The 22,809-nt window shown below is 36.8% G+C and carries 23 protein-coding genes and 1 other annotated feature; of the genes, 18 read left to right on the top strand and 5 right to left on the bottom strand.

From position 1 onward, the window contains the following. Positions 1–13 precede the first annotated feature (13 nt). Positions 14–586 (bottom strand): tRNA 5-(aminomethyl)-2-thiouridylate-methyltransferase MnmM, encoded by a 573-nt coding sequence (mnmM, locus tag LRP83_RS13400; protein ID WP_230497207.1) that lies wholly within the window; start codon positions 584–586, stop codon positions 14–16. Positions 587–588: 2 nt separating this feature from the next. After that, a complete protein-coding gene (mnmL, locus tag LRP83_RS13395; protein ID WP_230497206.1) occupies positions 589–1,548 on the bottom strand; it encodes a tRNA modification radical SAM protein MnmL/YtqA in 960 nt (319 codons plus the stop codon). A 196-nt stretch (positions 1,549–1,744) separates the two neighbouring features. On the opposite strand from mnmL, the gene LRP83_RS13390 reads away from it, so the two are divergent. The 12 genes from LRP83_RS13390 (at position 1,745) to LRP83_RS13335 (ending at position 12,421) form a co-directional block, all read left to right on the top strand. Then, a complete protein-coding gene (locus tag LRP83_RS13390) occupies positions 1,745–2,008 on the top strand; it encodes a YtzC family protein (RefSeq protein WP_230497205.1) in 264 nt (87 codons plus the stop codon). 16 nt (positions 2,009–2,024) lie between these two features. Further along, positions 2,025–2,216: a glycogen biosynthesis protein GlgD gene (locus tag LRP83_RS13385; RefSeq protein WP_230497204.1), complete on the top strand. Its 192-nt coding sequence runs from the start codon at positions 2,025–2,027 to the stop codon at positions 2,214–2,216. A gap of 241 nt (positions 2,217–2,457) precedes the next feature. After that, positions 2,458–3,408: a hypothetical protein gene (locus LRP83_RS13380; RefSeq protein ID WP_230497203.1), complete on the top strand. Its 951-nt coding sequence runs from the start codon at positions 2,458–2,460 to the stop codon at positions 3,406–3,408. 77 nt (positions 3,409–3,485) lie between these two features. Beyond that, positions 3,486–3,998: a NapC/NirT family cytochrome c gene (locus LRP83_RS13375; protein WP_230497202.1), complete on the top strand. Its 513-nt coding sequence runs from the start codon at positions 3,486–3,488 to the stop codon at positions 3,996–3,998. A 1-nt stretch (position 3,999) separates the two neighbouring features. Beyond that, positions 4,000–5,436 (top strand): ammonia-forming cytochrome c nitrite reductase subunit c552, encoded by a 1,437-nt coding sequence (locus tag LRP83_RS13370; protein WP_230497201.1) that lies wholly within the window; start codon positions 4,000–4,002, stop codon positions 5,434–5,436. A gap of 177 nt (positions 5,437–5,613) precedes the next feature. After that, on the top strand, positions 5,614–6,798 hold the full coding sequence (locus tag LRP83_RS13365) for an MDR family MFS transporter (protein ID WP_230497200.1): 1,185 nt from the start codon (positions 5,614–5,616) through the stop codon (positions 6,796–6,798). Between the two features lie 122 nt (positions 6,799–6,920). Next, a complete protein-coding gene (locus tag LRP83_RS13360; protein ID WP_230497199.1) occupies positions 6,921–7,121 on the top strand; it encodes a cold-shock protein in 201 nt (66 codons plus the stop codon). Positions 7,122–7,254: 133 nt separating this feature from the next. Next, entirely contained in the window at positions 7,255–7,740 is a 486-nt protein-coding gene (locus LRP83_RS13355) for a GNAT family N-acetyltransferase (protein WP_230497198.1), read from the top strand. 127 nt (positions 7,741–7,867) lie between these two features. Further along, positions 7,868–8,090, top strand: a binding site (T-box leader). A gap of 66 nt (positions 8,091–8,156) precedes the next feature. Further along, positions 8,157–10,568 (top strand): leucine--tRNA ligase, encoded by a 2,412-nt coding sequence (gene leuS / locus LRP83_RS13350; RefSeq protein ID WP_230497197.1) that lies wholly within the window; start codon positions 8,157–8,159, stop codon positions 10,566–10,568. Positions 10,569–10,631: 63 nt separating this feature from the next. Continuing rightward, positions 10,632–10,940, top strand: coding sequence for a rhodanese-like domain-containing protein (locus LRP83_RS13345; protein WP_230497196.1), 309 nt, complete (start codon positions 10,632–10,634; stop codon positions 10,938–10,940). 139 nt (positions 10,941–11,079) lie between these two features. Beyond that, positions 11,080–12,114, top strand: coding sequence for an FUSC family protein (locus tag LRP83_RS13340; protein WP_230497195.1), 1,035 nt, complete (start codon positions 11,080–11,082; stop codon positions 12,112–12,114). A gap of 124 nt (positions 12,115–12,238) precedes the next feature. Further along, positions 12,239–12,421, top strand: a complete 183-nt coding sequence (locus tag LRP83_RS13335; RefSeq protein ID WP_230497194.1) for a sporulation protein Cse60 — start codon at positions 12,239–12,241, stop codon at positions 12,419–12,421. Positions 12,422–12,445: 24 nt separating this feature from the next. On the opposite strand, the gene LRP83_RS13330 is transcribed toward LRP83_RS13335, so the two are convergent. Continuing rightward, positions 12,446–13,699: a BaiN/RdsA family NAD(P)/FAD-dependent oxidoreductase gene (locus LRP83_RS13330; RefSeq protein ID WP_230497239.1), complete on the bottom strand. Its 1,254-nt coding sequence runs from the start codon at positions 13,697–13,699 to the stop codon at positions 12,446–12,448. Between the two features lie 319 nt (positions 13,700–14,018). Here LRP83_RS13330 and LRP83_RS13325 point away from each other — a divergent pair, with 319 nt between their 5' ends. After that, a complete protein-coding gene (locus tag LRP83_RS13325; protein WP_230497193.1) occupies positions 14,019–15,638 on the top strand; it encodes a putative polysaccharide biosynthesis protein in 1,620 nt (539 codons plus the stop codon). A gap of 50 nt (positions 15,639–15,688) precedes the next feature. Here the strand turns inward: LRP83_RS13325 and LRP83_RS13320 are convergent, their stop codons facing one another. Further along, positions 15,689–15,940 (bottom strand): hypothetical protein, encoded by a 252-nt coding sequence (locus tag LRP83_RS13320; protein WP_230497192.1) that lies wholly within the window; start codon positions 15,938–15,940, stop codon positions 15,689–15,691. A 117-nt stretch (positions 15,941–16,057) separates the two neighbouring features. Between LRP83_RS13320 and LRP83_RS13315 the strand changes: the two genes are divergently transcribed. Next, entirely contained in the window at positions 16,058–16,774 is a 717-nt protein-coding gene (locus LRP83_RS13315) for a pseudouridine synthase (protein WP_230497191.1), read from the top strand. Positions 16,775–16,810: 36 nt separating this feature from the next. Here LRP83_RS13315 and LRP83_RS13310 read toward each other — a convergent pair whose 3' ends face one another. Continuing rightward, a complete protein-coding gene (locus tag LRP83_RS13310; protein WP_230497190.1) occupies positions 16,811–17,032 on the bottom strand; it encodes a DeoR family transcriptional regulator in 222 nt (73 codons plus the stop codon). 436 nt (positions 17,033–17,468) lie between these two features. Here LRP83_RS13310 and pepV point away from each other — a divergent pair, with 436 nt between their 5' ends. The 4 genes from pepV to pulA all read left to right on the top strand — a co-directional run bounded on the left by pepV (position 17,469) and on the right by pulA (position 22,800). Continuing rightward, positions 17,469–18,881, top strand: a complete 1,413-nt coding sequence (gene pepV, locus LRP83_RS13305; RefSeq protein WP_230497189.1) for a dipeptidase PepV — start codon at positions 17,469–17,471, stop codon at positions 18,879–18,881. A gap of 160 nt (positions 18,882–19,041) precedes the next feature. Then, positions 19,042–19,611 carry an RNA 2',3'-cyclic phosphodiesterase gene (thpR, locus tag LRP83_RS13300; RefSeq protein WP_230497188.1) on the top strand — a complete coding sequence of 190 codons (570 nt, stop codon included), beginning with the start codon at positions 19,042–19,044 and terminating at the stop codon, positions 19,609–19,611. Positions 19,612–19,671: 60 nt separating this feature from the next. Further along, the gene (locus LRP83_RS13295; protein WP_230497187.1) at positions 19,672–20,613 is read left to right on the top strand and encodes a diacylglycerol/lipid kinase family protein; all 942 of its coding nucleotides are present in this window, start codon (positions 19,672–19,674) and stop codon (positions 20,611–20,613) included. 33 nt (positions 20,614–20,646) lie between these two features. Further along, positions 20,647–22,800: a type I pullulanase gene (pulA, locus tag LRP83_RS13290; RefSeq protein ID WP_230497186.1), complete on the top strand. Its 2,154-nt coding sequence runs from the start codon at positions 20,647–20,649 to the stop codon at positions 22,798–22,800. The last annotated feature ends 9 nt before the right edge of the window (positions 22,801–22,809 follow it).

Genomic DNA, 22,809 nt, shown 5'->3' with positions numbered 1-22,809 from the left:
TATTGATGTCAGGCTAATTTTTTTCTATCGCTATTATAAACGGCGGATGATTTTTTTGATTTAGAAATTGATAAAGTAAAACACGAGCTTGTTTTTGATCGATATTTTGAACATAGGTCATTAATTCATCCCGCTCAACTGCTCCCTCAGGATGGCCGTGATAAATGACTAGGACAATGACTCCTTGAGGTGAAAGGATTTTCAGTAACTGATCTATTGCAGAAATGGTTGTTCCAGGCATGGTTACAATCGATTTATCACTTCCTGGCAAATAGCCAAGGTTAAAGATTGCCGCTTTTACATGACCGTGATGGATACTTGGAATTAATTCAAGTAGATGTTCATGTCCTTTATGAAATAATGTTGTTCGCTTCTCAAGACCGTGTTCAAGAAGAAGTGATTGACTGTTCTTGATGGCTTGCTCTTGAACATCAAATCCATATACTTTACCTGATTCCCCGACAAGTCTAGCTAGAAACAGGGTGTCATGACCGTTCCCAAGCGTGGCATCCACAACAAAGTCCCCATCACATACTGACTTTTCCATCAATGTTTTTGCAAATTGTAGCACTCGTTCAAGTTTCATACTTATACCTTCACCTTATTTTGAAAATATTTACCTTGCCAGCTATCTCTACGCTTTAGCTCAGCATCAATTGCATTTAAAACTTCCCACTTATTAACACTCCACATTGGCCCAATCATTAAATCAATCGGTCCATCACCTGTAATACGATGAACAATCATTTCAGGTGGTAAAATTTCTAATTGGTCACAAACTAAGCTAACGTAGTTGTCAAAGCTTAAAAATTCAAGTAAACCCTTTTCATATTGTTTAACCATTGGAGTGCCTTTTAATAAATGCAATAAATGAATTTTAATTCCTTGAACATCTAGCTTAGCCACTTCTTCAGCTGTTTTTATCATCATTTCAGGTGTTTCAAGCGGGAGACCGTTAATAATATGGGAACAAATTCGAATACCATGCTGCCTTAATTTATTGACACCGTCCACATAGCATTGAAAATCATGAGCGCGGTTAATTAATAATGCCGTTCGTTCATGCACGGTTTGTAAGCCTAATTCTACCCATAAATATGTTCTTTCGTTTAATTCAGCTAAATACTCAATAACATCATCTGGAAGGCAGTCAGGTCTTGTGGCAATAGAGAGACCAACAACACCTTCTTGTTTTAAGACGGCCTCGAATTTTTCACGCAACACTTCAACAGGTGCATGCGTATTCGTAAATGCTTGGAAATAGGCCATGTATTTACCGTCTTTCCATTTATAATGCATTTTCTCTTTAATTTCACTAAATTGACTATCTAAATCATCGATACGATTCCCAGCAAAATCACCAGAGCCAGAAACACTACAGAATGTACAGCCTCCATGGGCAACTGTACCATCACGATTGGGGCAGTCAAATCCCCCATCTAAGGCAACTTTAAAAACCTTATGTCCAAAAGTATTGCGTAAATGATAATTCCAAGTATGGTACCTTTTATTATCTGATGCGTATGAAAAAGGGTGCGTCTGATTCAAATCAGTGCCCTCCTAACTTAGAGTAATATCATATTTTAGCATGAAACAGCTGCTTGTCCAATTGCATTTTATCACACTGGAAACAACTTACTTTAAAGATAAGTGATAGGAAAGACAGAGATGAACAAAATAGATATGAGGCATTTTGCTTCAATGAGACCTTACAATCAATTGATATTATAAGGGAGGGTTATCCATGGCAACCCGTCAATCTGTTGATGATTTAATGCAAAAATGTGAAGATGTCATTCGAAGTGCACAGGAGCAGTATCTTGAGGCTAGTCATCAAGAGCATTATAATGATGACCAATATACAACTGCCCTTCAAAGTTTAGAAGAAGCATTTAATGATTTAGCTGTTATGGCAAACAGTGCAAATTCGCAGCAAAGAGAGCAACTGCACCGCATGCGTCTTCAGCTACAACAAGCGCAAAATAATATGATTTTACTAAGACATTAATAGGGAGGAAAACACTTTGAAAAAACGATCAAAGAAAAATAATCCCGAACAAAAGACACGTGACGGTCAAAACAACCAAGACCTTGAGCTTGGAACAGATTTCGATCCAGTAAAAAAAGCAAAACTAGCCTATGAACAATCTGGCGGACAGCCAGTAAAATCTAAAATGCACCAGGAACAAAATCAAGTAGGAAAAACAAGACATTAATAGCAGGAAGAATGGGTGGTGCTTTACACTACCCATTCTTTTTGTTTTCCAATTCGTTCACAAAGTAGTAAAGAAGTAATTTTTTATTGTGATTTCAGTCACAGAATGCCCTCCTAAAAAAATGGTTTAAATAAAGTATAGAAATTTGGTGCGTCAATTAGCATCATTTTTTTTACATCTAATTTGTGAAGGTGTTCACAAAAAATTCACAAACAAAAAAACTTACTAGGGGAGAAAAGTAATGAAAAGGATTTTAATCATTTCAATAATATTATGGTTCGTGATACCTCTAGATTCTTTTACTGCAAATTCAGAATCTCCCTTAAAATTTGAAGAACTTTCGATTCAGGTTATGCCGGAGTACTCCTATCATCCAAAGGATACAAAGAAAAATCACCCACCATTACTTATTGGTTATCAAGGTACCTTTCTAAACACATCTAATGAAGCACAACAAGGGATGATGAAAATTCCAATCCCAACAGGCTTAAAAGATATTCAGATTGGATTTGTTGCGGATTATTCGAGTGATCTTTCAGAAATGTATGAAATCGAATATGAGTTAGATCAAGATAAAGGAATAATTTCTTGGAAAACAACAAACGACATCCTACCAGGTGATTTTTATAAATTTGTGATTGAATTTTATAGCAATGAAATCCAGGAGCACTCTAATACGAAAAGTTTTGACTATACGTTTAAGAGCTTCGCTAATATTGGTTTAGTTAACATCACATTTCTAGAGCCATTAAAAACAGAAAGTACAGTAATCAAACCCGCCCCTGAAACCCATCAGGAAAATCCTTACGGTATGAACATGTTCATGTATCAAATCCCAGGTATGAAAGCAGGAGAAGAACAATCATATCAACTTTCATATAAGCGGTCATTGTCAAATACAACGGTAGAATTAATGAATCAAATTGATCCAAATAAAGCAGAAAAATCAGCAGAGCCGAAAAAAGTAGAATCGACTGAGCTGTACATGGTTATTGGTGGTGTAAGTGTTTTCTGTTTGCTTTCAGCTTTCATCATAATCGTTTTTTTTAAAAATAGGATTCCTAAAAAGCCAATAAAAAAAGGAAAGGTCCAACCAACCCAGCAGGATGAAAATCTGATACTAAGAAACAAGCTCATTCAAGGTGAGATTTCAAAAGAAGCCTATGAACAGCAAGTTAGAAAAATGAATTAATTATTTAGCCCCACGAAATTAGAGCTAATTGCTTTAATGATAAATGGTTAAAGTCAATTAAATGAGGAGGTGAAATCATGCTGAAAAAACTTATGCGAATCGATAAAAAAATACTTATTTTTGGAGCTTTGTTTGCTGGGATTGTTTTATCGGTTTTAACCGCTAAAACGATGGCATACACAGATTCAGCGGGATTTTGTAAAAATTGTCATATTATGACACCTGTTTACGAGTCATTCGTGGATTCTACACATACAAAACTATCCTGTAATGACTGTCACTTACCACATGAGAGTGTGGCGAAAAAGTTAGTGTTCAAAGGGAAAGCTGGAATGGGACATGTATACTATAATACGCTTGGTTCTTCTAAAATACCAAATGTCTTCCATGCCACAGAAAATTCTAAAGAAGTGATCAATGGCAACTGTATATCTTGTCATGAAAAGACACTCGAAAATGTCTCCCATGAAGCGAAGGATAGTTGTTCATCCTGCCATCGCCAAGTGCCACACGGGAAAGGCTTCAAAGATGAAAATTATAAAAAGCCACCTGTTACAGGAGATCTACTAGAAAATAAAGGAGGATATTAAAATGACCAGGCTAAAAATGAGTGCCTACTTGTTGATGCTGGCGTTAGTGTTGATTATCTCTGGTTGTAGTACAGGAGATAAGGCCGCAACAGCCGATGCAACAAAGACGACCGGCCTCTCAAAAGATGAAATTAGCAATGAAGCGTTTAAGGATTTATTTCCGCTTCAATACAATAGCTACCAAAAAAACAAACAGGATACAGAAGACACTAAATATAGTGGTTCAGTAAAACGTAGTAAGTATGATGCAGATAAGGAGCCGTACTTACCCATCCTGTTTAATGGATACGGATTTGCAACAGAGTACAATGAAGATCGTGGTCATATCTATGCAAATGAGGATATAAGATCAGTAAAACGAATTAACGATAAATCTATTGGTTCATGTTTAACTTGTAAATCGACTGCAGTTCCGCAGATGATAGCTGAAATGGGAGATGGATATTGGGGTGGAAACTTCAATACAGATATTTGGCCAAAAGCGGAAAGCATGGGGCATTCTCCAATCGGTTGCTCAGATTGCCATGACCCTGAAACAATGGATTTACGCATTACAAGACCTAGCTTTACAAAAGCAATGGAAGCTAAAGGCGTTGATATGTCTAATCCAACAAGAAATGAAATGCGTAGCTATGTTTGCGCCCAATGTCATGTTGAATACCATTTTGCTGCTTCAAACAGTGAAGTAACATTCCCATGGAATAATGGCTTCAAACCGGAAGAAATTTATGAATACTATGAAAAGACTGCTAAAGAAAAAGGATTTGAAAAAGACTTTGTTCATAATGTTTCAGGAACACCAATAATTAAAGCGCAGCATCCAGATTTTGAAACACATATGGAAGGTCCGCATGGAAAAGCGGGTGTTAGTTGTGCAGATTGCCATATGCCATATGAAAGATCCGACGATAAGAAAAAAATCAGCTCTCACTGGTGGAAATCACCACTTAAATCAATGGACACTTCTTGTGGACAATGTCATAGAGACCGTGAACTTGACAAACTAAAAGAACGCGTAATTGATATTCAAGATACTCATATGGAAGCTTTACACAAAGCAGAGGATATTTCGATTGAAGCTCACTATTACGTAAATAAGATGATTGTATCGAAGATTAGCGAAGTGAAAATTAAAAAGGCGCAAGAACATGTTCGCAAGGGCCAATGGTTCTGGGACTTCGTAGCGGCTGAAAGCGCTGCAGGATTCCACAATCCACAAGGTGCAATGAGTTCCTTAAAGACATCTGTTGAAGAGTCAAACGCGGCTATCCGTTTAGCAACAGAAGAACTAGTGAAAAAAGGCATTAACCTTGATGAATTAAAGGGTGAGATAGAAAAAGCGAAGAAGGCTGTTTATGAAGAAAAAGACAACTTCAAAAAGAAAGAGCATGCGATAAACAGCTACTTCCCAGCCCAACAGCCTCCTCCAAAAAAATAAAGAAACCTTTAGAAAACACTGTGCAATTGCGACTTGCACAGTGTTTTTCCTATTTTGGCAAAAAAATAACAAATCGTCAATCAAAAAACTAAATAAACAATTAAATTGCGCCATATTGCGAAAAGGAATAAAATTTAGATTGAGTTTTAAATAGTATTATTAAAAGGAGCGTTTTTCATGCCTCGTGCCTTATGGCTTTTAATCATTGGGATGGCAGTGAATGTTACCGGAAATTCGTTTTTATGGCCATTAAATGCCATTTATATTCATGACCATTTAGGTAAGTCATTAACTGTTGCTGGTTTTGTTTTAATGTTAAATTCCGGTGCAAGTGTCATCGGAAATTTATTTGGTGGAAGCTTATTTGATAAGATTGGCGGTTATAGGTCAATCTTGTTAGGAATCGTTATTACTTTGCTTTCACTAGTTGGCCTGACCATCTGGCATGGTTGGCCACAATATGTGATTTTCCTTACTATCAGTGGCTTCGGGTCAGGAATCGTTTTTCCATCGATGTACGCCATGGCTGGATCAGTTTGGAAAGAAGGCGGTCGCAAAGCATTTAACGCAATATATGTTGCACAAAATGCAGGTGTTGCGGCTGGCGCTGCTCTCGGTGGTTATGTTGCCTCTTATTCCTTTGAGTTGATTTTTCTTGGAAATACGCTATTATATTTAGTCTTCTTCTTAATCGCCTTATTTGGTTACAAAGGGATTACTCCAATAATTAGAAAAACCACAAGCGTTATAAAAGGAGCTCAATCAGCAAAAAATCAATCTAGACTTATTGCATTACTTATTCTTTGTGTGGGGTACTTATTATGTTGGGTTGCCTATGTACAATGGCAGACAACGATTGCTGCTTATACGCAGGAAATTAACATTTCGATTGAACAATATAGTATTCTCTGGACCATTAATGGGGCAATTATTGTTTTAGGACAGCCAATCATGAACCAATTAATCAAAGGAGTCAAATCGATAAAGACCCAAATCATTATTGGTACAATCATTTTCATCCTATCATTTGCCGTTGCAGCAAGTGCTGAAAAGTTCATCTGGTTTATCGCGTCCATGACCATCTTAACAATAGGAGAAATGCTCATCTGGCCAGCTGTCCCAACGATAGCAGATCAATTAGCTCCTCCTGGTAGGGAAGGCTTTTATCAAGGCATTGTTAATAGTACCGCAACAGGTGGGAGAATGATTGGACCTGTGCTTGGTGGTTTACTTGTTGATATATACGGAATGTCTATGCTATTTACCGTCCTAACTGCATTATTAGTCATAACAATCTTTACAACCATCATATATGATCGAAAGATAAAAACAACAAAAGAGTTTTCAACAAGCATTTCATAGTACATTTGATAAATTTTTTTATTGCTTACAAATGTTGTATGAAACAACTTTTCTACGGACATAATAATCAAGCAAGTTAATATTGCAATTTTGTTTATAAACATGCTAGGAGGCAACAAAAAATGGAACAAGGTAAAGTAAAATGGTTTAACGCAGAAAAAGGTTTTGGATTCATCGAGCGCGATGGTGGAGAGGACGTATTCGTTCATTTCTCAGCCATTCAAGGCGAAGGGTTCAAATCACTTGATGAAGGTCAAGAAGTGACTTTCGACATCGAAAATGGCCAACGTGGCCCTCAAGCAACAAACGTACGTAAGGCATAATAGACGATACGATAAACAGACTCAAAAAAATGGGTCTGTTTTTATTTTTTTCCTAAAGAAACTATCTTTTTAAAAAGCTAAAATATAAATATAATAATATTTGGAGGATTATTATATTAGGGAGATATTAACAATGAAAATTAAACTTGAAATATTGCAAAACAAAGATGCTGAGCCATTATTTCAGTTTGAAACTGAAAATAGAGCATTTTTTGAAACGATGGTACCAAGTCGAGGGGACAACTATTATCTATTTGAGCAGTTTCTTGAAATCATGGAGGAACTACTTTGTGAGCAATCAGATAGAAAATCGCTCTTTTATTTAATTAAGGACGAATCTTCAAAAATTATTGGACGAATAAATTTAGTAGATTTAGACTGGAACAACAAGGCAGGGGAAATTGGTTATCGAATAGGTGAACCTTTTTTAAAGATGGGATTAGCAACAAAAGCCTTAAAACTTATGTTAGAAGAAGCAGAAAAAATGAATATTCGTACAATATATGCCAAAACGACCCATAACAATATAGGTTCTCAAAAGGTGTTAGAAAATAATGGCTTCTTAAGGGAAATGAAGACAGAGGACACTGAATTCGTACACTATATTAGCAGAATATAATAAAGATATTTTTTATCATAAACGGTATCCATTAGGAGATTCGTGAATATACTGGATATTAAACTTTTTAACAACAAAGTTCCTTGCATTAACAATGAAAATCGTCTACAATATGGTAAAAATAATCATAATAACATTGATGAGGAATAGTAGTGGTGCTTCTAGCTTGTTTTAGAGAGTTGACGGTAGGTGCAAGTCAATCAAGCACATCATGAACTCACCTTCTGAGTTGCAAGTGTGAAATCAAAGTAATACTTGCCGTTTGCCGCGTTAAGGATGAATGAAGCGAGTGCGTTTGCACTAATGTGGGTGGTACCGCGGGAAGATACATATATCCTCTCGTCCCTTTTTATAGGGATGAGAGGTTTTTTATTTGGGAAAAATTAAGTAGCAAAGAAAGAGTAGGAGGAACAAATATGAGTTTCGATCATCAACAAGTTGAAAAGAAATGGCAACAGTATTGGGAAGAAAATAAAACATTTAAAACAAGTGAAGATAAGGGCAAGCGTAAATTCTACGCATTAGATATGTTTCCGTACCCATCTGGTGCAGGCTTACACGTAGGTCACCCTGAGGGATATACTGCAACTGATATCCTTTCTCGAATGAAAAGAATGCAAGGTTATAATGTCCTACATCCAATAGGATGGGACGCTTTTGGACTTCCTGCAGAGCAATACGCCATTGATACAGGTAATGACCCAGCAGAATTTACTGCGTTAAATATTGCAACATTTAAGCGTCAAATTAAAGCTTTAGGTTTCTCCTATGATTGGGATCGAGAAATCAATACAACGGATCCAGGCTATTATAAGTGGACACAATGGATATTCCTTCAGCTTTATAAAAAGGGTTTAGCTTACATTGATGAAGTAGCTGTAAACTGGTGTCCTGCTTTAGGTACAGTATTAGCGAACGAAGAAGTAATCGATGGTAAAAGTGAACGCGGTGGCCACCCCGTTGAGCGTCGTCCAATGAAGCAATGGATGTTAAAAATTACAGCCTATGCAGAGCGTCTAATTGAAGACCTTGAAGATTTGGATTGGCCAGAAAGTTTGAAAGACATGCAACGTAATTGGATTGGACGTTCTGAAGGGGCGGAAGTAACTTTTAATATCGAAAGTCATGATGAAAGCTTTACAGTATTCACAACTCGTCCTGATACTTTATTTGGGGCCACTTATGCAGTGCTAGCTCCTGAACATCCGTTTGTTAAAAAAATTACTACAGAAGCTCAACAAGAGGCTGTTGCAGCCTACCTTGATCAGATTAAAACCAAAAGTGACCTTGAAAGAACTGACTTAGCAAAAGATAAGACAGGTGTTTTCACAGGAGCTTATGCGATAAATCCTACTAACGGTGAAAAAATGCCAATCTGGATTGCCGATTATGTATTAATGAGCTACGGTACAGGCGCAATTATGGCTGTTCCAGCACATGATGAGCGCGATTACGAGTTTGCTAAGAAATTTGAATTAGCTATTAAAGCCGTTGTTGCTGGTGGGGATATTGAAAAAGAAGCCTACACAGGTGATGGAGAACATATTAATTCTGAATTCTTAAATGGTTTAAATAAAGAAGATGCCATTTCTCAAATGATTTCATGGTTAGAGGAAAAAGAGATTGGCACGAAAAAGATTACGTACCGTCTTCGTGATTGGTTATTTAGTCGTCAACGTTACTGGGGTGAGCCAATTCCAATTATCCATTGGGAAGATGGCACAATGACTGCTGTTCCTGATGAGGAGCTACCTTTAGTACTACCAATAACAAAAGAAATTAAGCCATCTGGAACTGGTGAATCACCATTAGCAAATATTTCAGATTGGTTAAATGTCGTGGATCCAGTTACAGGTAAAAAGGGTCGCCGTGAAACGAATACTATGCCACAGTGGGCAGGTAGTTCTTGGTATTATATCCGGTATATTGACCCGCAAAATACCGAAGTGATTGCGGATCCTGAAAAATTAAAAGAATGGCTTCCAGTTGATATTTATATCGGTGGAGCAGAGCATGCGGTTCTTCACTTACTATATGCTCGTTTCTGGCATAAAGTTTTATATGATATCGGGATTGTCTCTACAAAAGAGCCATTCCAAAAGCTTTTCAACCAAGGGATGATCCTAGGTGAAGGTAATGAAAAAATGAGTAAATCAAAAGGGAATGTTGTAAATCCTGATGATATCGTAGAGAGCCATGGAGCAGATACACTTCGTCTTTACGAAATGTTTATGGGACCACTTGAGGCTTCCATTGCTTGGTCAACTACTGGATTAGACGGATCAAGACGATTCTTAGATCGTATTTGGCGTTTATTTGTAGAGGAAAATGGACAATTAAATCCCAAAATTCAAGATGGTGAAGAAGCTTCAAATTTAGAAAAAGTCTACCATCAAACAGTGAAAAAAGTAACTGAGGATTACGAGGGAATTCGTTTCAATACTGCGATTTCGCAATTAATGGTCTTCATTAATGAGTCATACAAAGCAACTGTTCTGCCTAAAGAATATATGGAAGGCTTTGTGAAGTTAATTTCACCAATTGCTCCCCATCTAGCTGAAGAGCTTTGGGAAAAGTTAGGCCATGAAGGAACCGTTTCCTATGAAGCTTGGCCAGCCTTTAATGAAGCAAAACTTGTCGATGATGAAGTTGAAATTGTAGTACAAGTAAACGGCAAGGTAAAAGCCAAATTAATGGTTGCTAACGACGCAACTAAAGAAGCATTAGAACAAATTGCTATGGAAGAAATAAAGGATCAAATTGAAGGGAAAACCGTTCGTAAAGTGATCGCTGTTCCTGGAAAATTGGTTAACATTGTGGCAAACTAATAAAAAGGTAAAGGGCTGGCTCAATGAGTTCAGACCCTTTTTTTAGAAAAGGAAGTGTCCGAAATGGAAGATATTGAAATCATTACACCGGAAGAATTGAATAAGAAGCTTGAAGCGGGTGAAAAGCTAGAGCTTATTGACGTTAGAGAAGATGAAGAAGTAGCGCAGGGGATGATTCCAGGTGCGAAGCATATTCGTATGGGCACAATTCCAGAAAATCTCCACCAATTTGATAAGGATACAGAATACATCTTTATTTGCCGCTCAGGTGGACGTAGTCATAATGTGTGCTATTACTTACAGGACAAAGGGTTTAAAGTTCGCAACATGATTGGCGGAATGTTGGAATGGACTGGGGAAAAGCAGTTCTAAAGATATACTTTGTATAAATTAAGGAAAAAACTATCCAAACCGATTCTAAACTGGATCGGTTTTTTCATTTTCTCAATGAAATCCTCGACAAAATCAAGTAAACTAATAATGCAATTATTAATTAAGGAGGCAATCTGCCTTGACTTTAGGTCCACGAATATTAAAAACGGGAATAGCCGTTGCACTCGCTCTATTTATTTGTACCATCTTTGAATTAGAGCCTGCAGTATTTGCAGGGGTGGCAGCGATATTTACGATACAGCCCTCCATTTATCGCTCATGGAAACAGGTTCTTGATCAATTGAAAACCAATACACTTGGGGCAGCTATTGCTCTATTCACAATCCATTTTATTGGGAGAGACCCATTAATAATTGGGCTAGTAATGATTATTGTCATCATGATCTGTATGAGAATGAAAATGGAAAACGCGATTTCTTTGACTTTAGTTACAGTACTAGCGATTATGGGAGCTCCTGAACAGGAAGATTTCCTTTTTACAGCCAATCGGTTTGGAATCATTTTAGTGGGGATGGCATCAGCCTTTCTAGTGAATCTGTTCATTTTACCTCCAAAATACAAGCATATATATCGAGAGAGGATTCATAACGTTTTTCAAAATTTGTCCCTTCTTATGCGAACAGCCATATCAAATGAGATGAAGGAGAAATCCTTCCAAGAGGAGGCAGAAAAGTTAAAAGAAGACATTAAGAAGCTAGAAGAAATCTTTAAGATTTTAGATGAAGAACGGGAGAATATGTATAAATTAAACCCTCAGGACATCCGAGAACTCGTTGTATTTAAGCAAATGCTAAAAACAACACAGCACGGCTCAGAGGTATTGCATGTGATTGAAGAACATTATTTTCAAAGCGCAAAGGATGATTTAGAGAACGAGCTGTTCGATAAACAGCTAGAGGCGCTTATCAAATACCATGAACTCATCCTCCTAAAATATGACCAAAAGCTTAAAAATGAAGATGTACTCACCGAAAATATCATTAGTGAATGTGGAGTATTTTTAGAAAATATTATTGATCTATACCGTGAGGACAGAGGACAGAAGCTAAGATTAGTGGTCATAGGGTCATCCATTTTCGAATATGCCTTTCAGTTAAAACGATTAGATCAATTAATTGAACAACATTTAAAGAAGATTGCAAAAAGCGGGTAAGCTAGGAACTATAGGCTTATCCCTTTTTATGCGTAAATTAATTTTCAAATAATATGAATCTTCTATTATAAATAATTCTGAAAATGGTCATACTAGGTACAAAAAGGTGAGAGGAAGAGGCGCTTTGATCCAAGTCAAAGTTTTTGACCATGAGCATGAAAAAGATTTAGAAAAGGATATGAATCTTTTTCTGAAAAAAATCGATGAAACGAAACTAGTTGATATAAAGTATAATGTCGCAGCGATTCAAGAAGAAGAGGATGAACAAATCTATTGTTTTTCGGCAATGGTTATCTATCGTAAATAAAAAGGGCTTTAGAAGCCCTTTTTATTATTTTGCTGCATTCATCCCTGCCAATCGACCAGTGACAAGAGCAGAGGTAATATTATAGCCACCTGTATATCCGTGAATATCAAGTATTTCACCGCAGAAGTACAAACCTTCCATCAATTTGGACCCCAATGTTTTCGGATCAATTTCTTTAACTGATACTCCACCGCCAGTTACGAAAGCTTTTTCTATTGGCAATGTTCCATTTACTTGAAAGGTGAAGCCCTTACAGCTTTTAGCCAATGAACGGATTTTTTCATGAGAAAGACTTGCTCCCTGAACGGTAGAATCAATTCCATTTATATCGAACAAAAACGTTAAGTAGCGTTCAGGTAAAAAGCCCTTCAAGCTATTTTTTATTGCTTTTTTGGCATCTTCCTTTAATAACCTATGTATCTCTTGGAAAATAGCTTCCTCTGACCAATCAGGAAATACATCGAGGCTCATGGTAACTTCTTTTAAATCCCACTTCTTCATTGCTTTCACAACAAATTGACTACAGCGAAGTACAGCCGGACCACTGACACCGAAATGAGTAAAAATCATATCCATCCGATGGGTAATTAGTGGTTTACCTTTTGGATTTAATACACTTAGTGCCACACTTTGCAGGGAAAGCCCTTGCAATGTTTTTTCTTTAATAAATGACTCATTAGAGGTTACAGGTACCTCTGTTGGAAATAAATCCGTTATCGTATGCCCTGCTTTTTTAGCCCAAGCATAACCATCTCCAGTTGACCCCGTATGAGGAACTGATTTTCCACCGACTGCAAGAACAACGGAATTGGCAAAAAAACGTTCCCCATTTCTTAAGAGAACCGATTGAACACGACCATTTTCATAATCAATTGTAGCTACTGGCGTGTTCGTTTTAATTTGAACTTTCAACTCAGAAAGCCTAGATAATAACGCATCCACAACCGATTGTGCTTTATCCGTCACTGGAAACATTCGACCATGATCTTCTTCTTTTAATTGAATACCAAGACCCTCAAAAAAACGGATAATATCTTCATTACTAAATAACGAAAATGCGCTATATAAAAATCGGCCATTACCTGGGATGTGTTTAATAATTTCCTCAATAGGTAGACGATTTGTGACGTTACAACGACCACCACCAGAAATCGCAAGCTTCCGACCTAGCTTATCACCTTTATCAATTAATAGAACCTTTGAACCTTTTTCACCAGCAGCAATCGCTGCCATCAATCCCGATGGGCCGCCACCAATGACAATTACATCAAAATCCATTTCTTCACCAACTTTATCCATTCTTATTTAGAAAGGTTATTTACGAAAAGATTATTGTTTTTTGAACGAAGTCTAAACCCGTATTAATTTAGGCTTCGGGGCATCTTTTCTCCTATTATTCAAGTTATTATGAGCTATACCTTTATATGGTTTGTTAATTTATGAAGTGATAGCAACCAAGTTTACGAAAAGAGCCTCTAGTTATTATAACGATTTATGACAAACAATAAAAGAACACGGAAAAAAGTAGCACAAGACATAAAGAAAAGGTAAACTACTAATAGTGTTAAAAAGTAGCCTTTAAGTAAGAAGGGATTATATGTCATCAAAGCTTTTAAGAGGAACGTTTATTTTATCTTTAGGGACTCTCATATCCAAGGTACTTGGATTATTTTACGTTATCCCGTTTTACGATATAGTTGGGGCAAAGGGGACAGCACTTTATCAATACAGCTATGTACCTTATACCATTTTTATTAGTATTGCTACAGCGGGGGTCCCACTTGCGGTATCTAAGTTTATTTCTAAATACAATGCTTTAGAGGAATACGCTGTGGGGCGAAGATTATTTAAATCGGGCTTGCTCATCATGATGATGAGTGGGATCGTGGCATTCCTTGTCTTATATTTATCCGCTCCTATGATTGCTAAAATGAGTTTAGCAGGTGAGGTAGATTCAGGGGTAAGTGTAAATGATGTTACAGCCGTAACACGTGCCGTCAGTTTCGCATTAATTGTTGTTCCGTTTATGAGTATGATTAGGGGATTCTTTCAAGGCCATCAATCCATGGGGCCATCCGCAGTTTCACAAGTTATCGAACAAATTGCACGGATTGCTTTTTTATTAGTGGGGGCCTTTATTGTTTTAAAAGTAATGAAGGGAAGTTTAGTTTCAGCAGTAAGTATAGCGACCTTTGCAGCATTCATTGGAGCTATAGGTGGGCTAGCGGTACTTATCTGGTACTGGTATAAAAGAAAACCTCATCTTGATGAATTACTCCAATATGACAAAGGAACTGTACAGATTTCCTTGAAGGATATGTATAAGGAAATTCTAATTTATGCCGCTCCATTTGTGTTTGTAGGAATAGCGAATCCGTTATTTCAATTAATCGATCAATTTACCTTTGAAATGGCAATGAAATCAATCGGAATGGAAGAAATAGCAACGGATGCCTTTTCCATTTTGAATTTTCAATCACATAAGCTAGTAATTATCCCAGTTTCACTTGCAACAGCATTCTCGTTAACTCTTGTTCCAAGTGTAACAGCTTCATTTGTAGAAAATAACGTAAAAAATTTAAACCATCAACTAAATCAAACCTTTCAAGTATTATTGTTTTTAACATTACCGGCGGTTTTAGGGTTATCGCTATTAGCGGAACCGTTTTATACGGTCTTTTATGAGCATGTACCTCTTGGAACAGAAGTTTTAAGAACGTATGCACCGGTAGCGATTCTATTTGCTTTATTTTCAGTTACAGCTGCTATTTTACAAGGAATTAATGAACAGAAGTTTACGATATTAAGCTTGCTTGTTGGACTTCTAATCAAGTTGAGTTTAAATATTCCTTTAATTAAATTGATGGAAACCCAAGGGGCTATTGTGGCAACTGCCCTTGGATATTTAACAGCCATATTAATTAATTTATATGTGATTCGCAAGTTTGCTGGTTATCCATTTCGGTTTGTCTGGAGAAGAAGTTTACTAATTATTATCTTCTCCATAGCAATGATTCTTGCAGCGTCAATTTCTTATTGGCTGTTAACATTATTCCTATCACCAGAATCTAAATTCCAAGCCATTATCATCATCGGTGTTTGTGCCCTAGTTGGTGCTGTTATTTATGCATATCTTGGATTCAAGTCGAACCTAGTTTACTTTTTATTCGGGGACAAAGCGAATCGGGTTAAAGAGAAATTGAGATTACGTATTTAAAATGGGTGACTCTAATAGCGAGTCACCCATTGTTTCAATTAGTAGATTGTTTAATACTCATCTCTAATATTAAGACGTCTTTCAATTCTGGCAACTCGTCTTTCTAATTGGTCCAAACGTTGATCTAAGCGTTGGACCTCTCTTTCTAAACGATCTAAGCGTCGATCTGTTTGACCGCCTCCGCCACCAGGGAATCCTCCTCCGCCGTGGTATCCTCCACCAGGAAATTGACGTGGGTCTTGTTGCGTTGGTAATTCCTGATTAGGGATAAAATAACCTTGATTATGTGGGTGGTAATACATTGCATTCGCTCCTCTTTATATAATGAATTAGCTGACTAACGATAACAGTCTATGTTGTAGTAATAAATATGTATGGGCCTTTGCCTAAAAACAAGAAAACCTATTTGGAGGATAACAATGAGAATTGATAAAATGCTAGCCAATCTTGGCTATGGAAGTCGAAAAGAAGTAAAAGGTCTTTTAAAAAAAGGTGCTGTTAAAATAAATGGAAAATTGGTGAAGGATGCAAAGGAGCATATTGATCCAAACGAAGATGTTGTGACCATTAACGGGCAAGAAGTAGTTTATAAGGAATTCATCTATTTAATGATGAATAAGCCTGGAGGGGTCATATCTGCAACCGAGGATAATCGGGATGAGACTGTGATTGACTTGTTAGAAATGGAGGATCAAGTTTATGAACCCTTTCCAGTTGGGCGATTAGATAAGGACACAGAGGGCCTGCTGTTAATCACCAATGATGGACAGCTTTCACACCGTTTACTCTCACCCAAAAAGCATGTTCCGAAAACATATTTTGCCGTCATTGAAGGAGAAGTAACGGAAGAGGATATCCATGCCTTTCGTAAAGGTGTTACTTTAGATGATGGCTATGAAACGAAGCCGGGAGAATTAGTGATATTAAAATCTGGAATCATGTCGGATATTGAACTAACGATAACAGAAGGTAAATTTCATCAAGTTAAAAGAATGTTCCAAGCAGTCGGGAAACGTGTAGTCTATTTAAAACGGATTTCTATGGGATCATTAAAACTGGATGAAACATTGGAACTCGGGGAATATCGTGAGTTGACGGTTGAAGAGCTTGAGGAATTAATGAATTATCAACCATAAAAAAGAAATCGCCATCAAGGCGATTCCTTTTTTTTATTAAGACGATATTTTTACCTTTTTCTCAGTTGTTGTCCACATACCTCGACTTGGGCTTTCAACTAAATCATTGTAGGCCAAGACGTTTAAATCTCGTTGAATGGTGCGAGGAGTAATAGCAAATTCCTCTACAAGCTCCTGTGTGGTTACAAGCCCTTTATTATTGATAAACATGTAGATGGATTTGATGCGGTTTAACATTCGGTTAGTTGAAGGCTTCAAAAAAACACTCCCTATCCTTTATTAAAACCATTGGCAAATTCCTTCGACCGGATTTTCAACAAATATGTAGTTTTCTTTTTTCCAGACAACCCCTTTACCAGTTTTACTTAATAAGAAGTTATACCTTATCTACTATTGTACCCACATTGTCAGAACATTTCCACTAAACCATCGAAATTTAATAATTTTTTAACATTAATAAACTATTTTTCTCCTCCCTTCATCAGTCTTGTAGTTATACATATGGCAGTGGACAAGGGGGATATGATGATTTGTGTGAATTTTTAGAAAAATAATCAATAAAAATGTTCCAATATCAACAATTATGTTTAAACCACCTTAGTAATTAGAAGTCAAAAATCAGAGCGCTTGCACTAATCTATATAAAAATGGGAAAATGATTAATATGATATAAAATATTGGAGGATTTCACACGATGATAAATTGGATGGATGAAGTCGAAAAACGTAAAGAGGAGCTTATTAAAGATACTCAGCAGCTCTTACATATTAAAAGTCTTTTAGATGAGGAAAATGCGACAGAGGATGCTCCGCTTGGTGAAGGAGTAAAGGAAGCATTACAATTTATGCTTCGAATTGGGGAAAAAGATGGCTTTGCTAGTAAGAATGTCGGAAATCTTGCTGGTCATTTAGAATTCGGACAAGGTGATGATTTAGTAGGGATTCTATGTCATGTTGATGTTGTACCAGAGGGTGATGGGTGGACTAGCGACCCATTTGGAGCAGATATTCGCGACGGTAAAATTTATGCCCGCGGTGCGTTAGATGACAAAGGTCCGACAATGGCTGCCTACTATGCAATGAAAATCGTTAAGGAGCTTGACTTGCCACTTTCAAAACGTGTGCGCATGATTATCGGTACAGATGAGGAAAGTAATTGGCGATGTGTTGAACATTATTTTGAACATGAAGAAATGCCCACAATGGGATTTGCGCCGGATGCAGATTTTCCAATTATCTTTGCGGAAAAAGGAATTTCTGATTTTGATATAGTCATGAAAATTGAAAGTAATACACGAGTAAAATCGCCAGTTCAAGTTTTGAACTTCCAATCTGGCAGAAGGTACAATATGGTTCCTGATTTTGCAAAATCATCGCTACTACTTAAAGAGGAACAAACGAAAATAGTTCAAAATTTTGATAGTTATTTAAATGAAAACCAGCTAAAAGGGAAGTACTACGTCGAAAATGGCGTGTTCTTTTTAGAAGTAGAAGGGGTTTCCGCACATGGAATGGAGCCGAATAATGGTAAGAATGCTGGACTCCATTTAGCAGCCTTCTTAGCAAAACAAGAACTAGACGAGGAATCCAAATCTTATTTTGAATTTGTATCTGAATATCTATTTAATGATTCAAGAGGAATTCGTTTAGGAGTCAATTACCGGGATGATATTACAGGAGATTTAACCATTAATATCGGAAAACTTTCCTATAATCTTGAAGAAGGAGGGAGGATTGGTGCAAATCTTCGTTATCCAGTTACAAATGACATGACGAAGACAAAGGAGAAGCTTGAAAAGGTACTAGATGAAAAAGGATTTAGAATAGAAAATTTCTCCGATTCCAAACCACACCATGTTGATGAAAATGATGTCCTCATTCAAACTTTGAAGAAGGTGTATGAAGAACAAACTGGTGAAAAAGCGGAGCTAATTTCTATTGGAGGAGGCACATATGCCCGCTCTCTCAAATCAGGTGTAGCTTTTGGACCTCTATTTCCAGGAAGAGAGGACATTGCCCATCAAAAGGATGAGTATATATTTATTGAGGACTTGTTAAAAGCAACCGCTATTTATGCACAGGCTATTTATGAATTAGCGAAGGAATAATATTAAAAAGTTGGGTAGGCTGTCTTAAAGACAGCCTATCTAACTTTTATTCAAAAATAATGTTTGTCCCACGCATCACGAGCAATACAATATCTTATTTAAGCTTTGAAAAATAGGCAAACTAAAAAGAATTTATAAAAATAAATAAGGTGGGAAACTTATGTCAGAAAACACTCATTACTTTTTAGCCGTAAAGTTACCTGATCCAATTAATCGGTCACTATTTGAAGCAACGGAAGAATTTCAAAAAGATTTCCATTTTAAAAGGTGGGTTCATAAAGAGGACTATCATATTACTCTTGCATTTTTAGGCTATGCCAACGAGAGTCAACTTAAGGATGTAAGGGAGCTGATTCCGCAATATATAAAAACGGAAAAATCGATTCCTTTAACTATTTCCCAAATCGGTACTTTCGGAATGAAGAGTGCTCCAAGAATTTTCTGGACTGGGCTAAATGACAGCCAAGAGCTTCAAGTGCTCCGAAACCAAGTATACAATGCTTGCACGAAAGCGGGCTTTCAGTTAGAGAAACGTGCCTTTCATCCACACATTACATTGGCAAGAAAGTGGTCTAGAGAGGAAGAGTTCGATCAAAACGAATTGGTTGTAAAAAATATATTTGAGCAACAACCACTCACTTTTTTAGCAACTGAAGTCGTTTTATACAAAACCAATCTTTTACAAACACCAAAATATGAAAATTTGATTACCTTTTCACTACAATCTTAATAAATTATATATACATAGTAGCTAGAGAGAAAGACGATGAGGGGAATAGAGAACATAAAGATGACAAAACTATATTTTATTGTGAACCCTAAAGCAGGAAATGGAAAGGCAAAGTTGATTTGGTCTTCAGTTGAAAAACAGTTAGCACAACAGGAAATCAATTATGAGAGATATTTTACAGAACGAAGCGGACATGGAAAGATAATAGCAAAACAAATTATGGAAAGCAATGATAAAAACAAGGTGACTATCATCATTGTTGGTGGAGATGGAACAATTAACGAGGTGATAAATGGAATCGGAAACCATTCTTCAAAGGCTCGAATAGGAGTAATACCAGGTGGTTCTGGCAATGATTTTACGAGAGGATATGGGATACCTAGGAATCCAGAAATGGCCCTTGCCTTTTTACTATCTGAAGTGAACAATGTTTCACCTACTTTTGATTTGGGTAAAATCGATTTAGAAGGCGACCGAGAGCATTTTTTTATCAATAGTACAGGTGCTGGCTTCGACGCATTAATTTCATATGAAGCAAACCAGTCAAAATGGAAAGGTTTAATGAACCGCTTTTCCCTGGGACAATTAGTTTATGTCATTATTTTACTCAAACATTTATTTTCCTATAAATGCACAACTATAGAGCTAACAATAGATGGAAAAAAATATACTTTTCCTGATACTTGGTTTGTTACCGTTTCTAATCAACCGTTTTATGGTGGAGGTATGAAGATTTCTCCACATGCTACTACAAAAGATGGAAAGCTTAATATAACAATTGTCCATCAATTATCAAGACTTAAGCTATTATTAGTATTTTTAAGCGTGTTTTGGGGTAAGCATTTGATGTTTAAAGAAGTAAACACCTTTTTAGCCCAGAAAATATCTATTTACTCCACAGAGCCTATCTATGTCCATTCAGATGGTGAACATATTGGTTTAACTCCACTACAAGTCACTGTACATCACGAACCTATTTCAATTTTGACACGCGGGGGCTAAACGGAAATATTGCAAGAAAAGGAGTGAACTATAGTGATTTCTATTAAGCGGGATTTTTATGCTTACCTAGATGAAATGAGTGTAATCACGATTCTTCTTCCTTTTTCCTATCATGAGGGGCTCTCTAGTTTGTTTTTTATTATGATTGGAGATCAAAATAAACCGCTCTTCATAAAAGAAAAAATGGTTCTTGAAGAGTCGATAAAGTATATTTGTGTACTACCACATACAGTAGATTTTGGTCAAACCTATTGGATAATAGACGAACATCATAATCAAACTGACTTACAAATCGGTGCCGTTATAAGAACCTCAGAGTTTGATACGCTTTTCTTTTATAATGGACAGGATTTAGGGGTGACATATCAACCGCATTATTCGATGGTAAAACTTTGGGCACCAACGGCAACTGGTGTAAAGTTGAAGCTAACCTCACCAAATGGACAGCAAGAAATCATTGAGATGCTTCGAGAAGAAAAAGGTATCTGGAAGGTGACAGAGGATAAAGATTTGGAAGGCTACAAGTATACATTTCTAGTTTGTGTAAATTTAAGATGGAGAGAGGCTGTTGACCCTTATGCAGTAGCAGTGACTGCAAATGGGGCCGAGGGGGTGATTGTTAATCTGGAGAAAACAAGGACACCTAAACCGGTCCTCCCCCCTTTTGAACATCCAGTTGACGCCATCATTTATGAAACTCATATTCGTGATTTAACGATTCATCCTAAAAGTGGTGTCAAACATAAAGGGAAGTATATCGGTGCTTGCGAATTAAAAACCTTTAGTGACGAAACTGGTAAAACTGGATTAGATTATTTAAAGGAATTAGGCATTACACATATTGAATTTCTTCCTGTAAATGACTTTGAAGGTGTAAATGAACTAGGAGATTACAGCGATTATAATTGGGGATACAATCCACTTCACTTTAATGCACCAGAAGGGAGCTACGCTACTAATCCTTCAGACCCCTACTCTCGAATAATGGAATTAAAGCAGCTCATTCATTCAGTCCAACAACAGGGAATACGTGTCATATTGGATGTTGTATATAATCACGTTTACAATCGTGAAGCTTCCTCTTTTGAAAAAATAGTACCGGGATATTATTTTAGACATGATGAATTCGGAATGCCTTCAAACGGAACAGGAGTTGGGAATGATATTGCCTCAGAGCGTTTAATGGTTAGAAAATTCATCCTTGATTCGGTACATTTCTGGACTCAAGAGTACGATATCGATGGATTACGCTTTGATTTAATGGGGATTTTAGATGTCGAAACGATGAATTCAATTCGGAAACTAACTGATCAAATTGACCCAACCTTTTTACTCATCGGTGAAGGGTGGGAATTAAATACTCCTCTATTAGCAGAGAAAAAAGCGACGATAAAAAATCAAGCTCAGCTACCTAGAATTGCTCAATTTAACGACCAGTTTCGTGATGTTATTAAAGGAAGCACCTTTAGTCTAAGTGTTAAAGGGTATGCAATGGGTGGTAATGGGAATTTAGCCCAAACAAAAATGGTTATAGCTGGTAGTATTTCTTTAAATGAAAAAGAGAAAGGCATTTTTCTTGAACCAGGTCAATCTGTTAATTATCTGGAATCGCATGATAACCATACAATGTGGGATAAATTTAATAAGATTGTCAATGGCGATAGTGAAGAAGTTCTTCGAAAGTACCATCGTTTAGCAACGACGATTTTATTACTGTCGCAAGGTATCCCCTTTTTGCATAGTGGCCAGGAATTTTTTCGAACAAAAAGTGGAATAGGAAATAGTTACAATTCTCCAGATGGAATCAATCAATTAGATTGGGAACGTAAACAAAAATTTATCCAAGATGTAGAGTTTATTAAAGGGGTTATTGAGCTTAGAAAGTCACACCAAGCGTTTCGCTTAAGAACGACAAGTCAAATTCGTTCCCATTTGGAATGGTTACCCCTTAAGGAGCCTCTTTTAGGTTATCGGTTAAAAGGAGTAAAGGGTTATGGTGAATGGTCGGAAATAATTGTTATTTTCAATCCGTTAAATAGCTGTGAAACGGTTCAGTTAGCTCCTGATGGTCTATGGCAAATGCTCTTAAATCACGAAAAAGTGGGACGCACAGCATTTAAACAGCTTGAAAAAAATTCTATTACAATTGAACCAATAAGTGCAATTGTAATAGGAAAATTGAGATGAATCAGTCAC

It is taken from the genome of Pseudoneobacillus rhizosphaerae (assembly GCF_917563885.1).
GTDB lineage: Bacteria > Bacillota > Bacilli > Bacillales > Cytobacillaceae > Pseudoneobacillus > Pseudoneobacillus rhizosphaerae.
This window is presented reverse-complemented; position numbering and strand designations above follow the sequence as displayed.

Excerpts from the sequence above, each read along its gene's own strand:
- LRP83_RS13360 (WP_230497199.1), top strand. The coding sequence starts at position 6,921 with ATGGAACAAGGTAAAGTAAAATGGTTTAACGCAGAAAAAGGTTTTGGA.
- LRP83_RS13365 (WP_230497200.1), top strand. The coding sequence starts at position 5,614 with ATGCCTCGTGCCTTATGGCTTTTAATCATTGGGATGGCAGTGAATGTT.
- LRP83_RS13345 (WP_230497196.1), top strand. The coding sequence starts at position 10,632 with ATGGAAGATATTGAAATCATTACACCGGAAGAATTGAATAAGAAGCTT.
- LRP83_RS13375 (WP_230497202.1), top strand. The coding sequence starts at position 3,486 with ATGCTGAAAAAACTTATGCGAATCGATAAAAAAATACTTATTTTTGGA.
- LRP83_RS13295 (WP_230497187.1), top strand. The coding sequence starts at position 19,672 with ATGACAAAACTATATTTTATTGTGAACCCTAAAGCAGGAAATGGAAAG.
- pepV (WP_230497189.1), top strand. The coding sequence starts at position 17,469 with ATGATAAATTGGATGGATGAAGTCGAAAAACGTAAAGAGGAGCTTATT.
- LRP83_RS13390 (WP_230497205.1), top strand. The coding sequence starts at position 1,745 with ATGGCAACCCGTCAATCTGTTGATGATTTAATGCAAAAATGTGAAGAT.
- thpR (WP_230497188.1), top strand. The coding sequence starts at position 19,042 with ATGTCAGAAAACACTCATTACTTTTTAGCCGTAAAGTTACCTGATCCA.
- LRP83_RS13330 (WP_230497239.1), bottom strand. The coding sequence starts at position 13,699 with ATGGATTTTGATGTAATTGTCATTGGTGGCGGCCCATCGGGATTGATG.
- LRP83_RS13355 (WP_230497198.1), top strand. The coding sequence starts at position 7,255 with ATGAAAATTAAACTTGAAATATTGCAAAACAAAGATGCTGAGCCATTA.
- LRP83_RS13380 (WP_230497203.1), top strand. The coding sequence starts at position 2,458 with ATGAAAAGGATTTTAATCATTTCAATAATATTATGGTTCGTGATACCT.
- LRP83_RS13320 (WP_230497192.1), bottom strand. The coding sequence starts at position 15,940 with ATGTATTACCACCCACATAATCAAGGTTATTTTATCCCTAATCAGGAA.
- leuS (WP_230497197.1), top strand. The coding sequence starts at position 8,157 with ATGAGTTTCGATCATCAACAAGTTGAAAAGAAATGGCAACAGTATTGG.
- LRP83_RS13370 (WP_230497201.1), top strand. The coding sequence starts at position 4,000 with ATGACCAGGCTAAAAATGAGTGCCTACTTGTTGATGCTGGCGTTAGTG.
- LRP83_RS13315 (WP_230497191.1), top strand. The coding sequence starts at position 16,058 with ATGAGAATTGATAAAATGCTAGCCAATCTTGGCTATGGAAGTCGAAAA.
- LRP83_RS13325 (WP_230497193.1), top strand. The coding sequence starts at position 14,019 with ATGTCATCAAAGCTTTTAAGAGGAACGTTTATTTTATCTTTAGGGACT.
- mnmM (WP_230497207.1), bottom strand. The coding sequence starts at position 586 with ATGAAACTTGAACGAGTGCTACAATTTGCAAAAACATTGATGGAAAAG.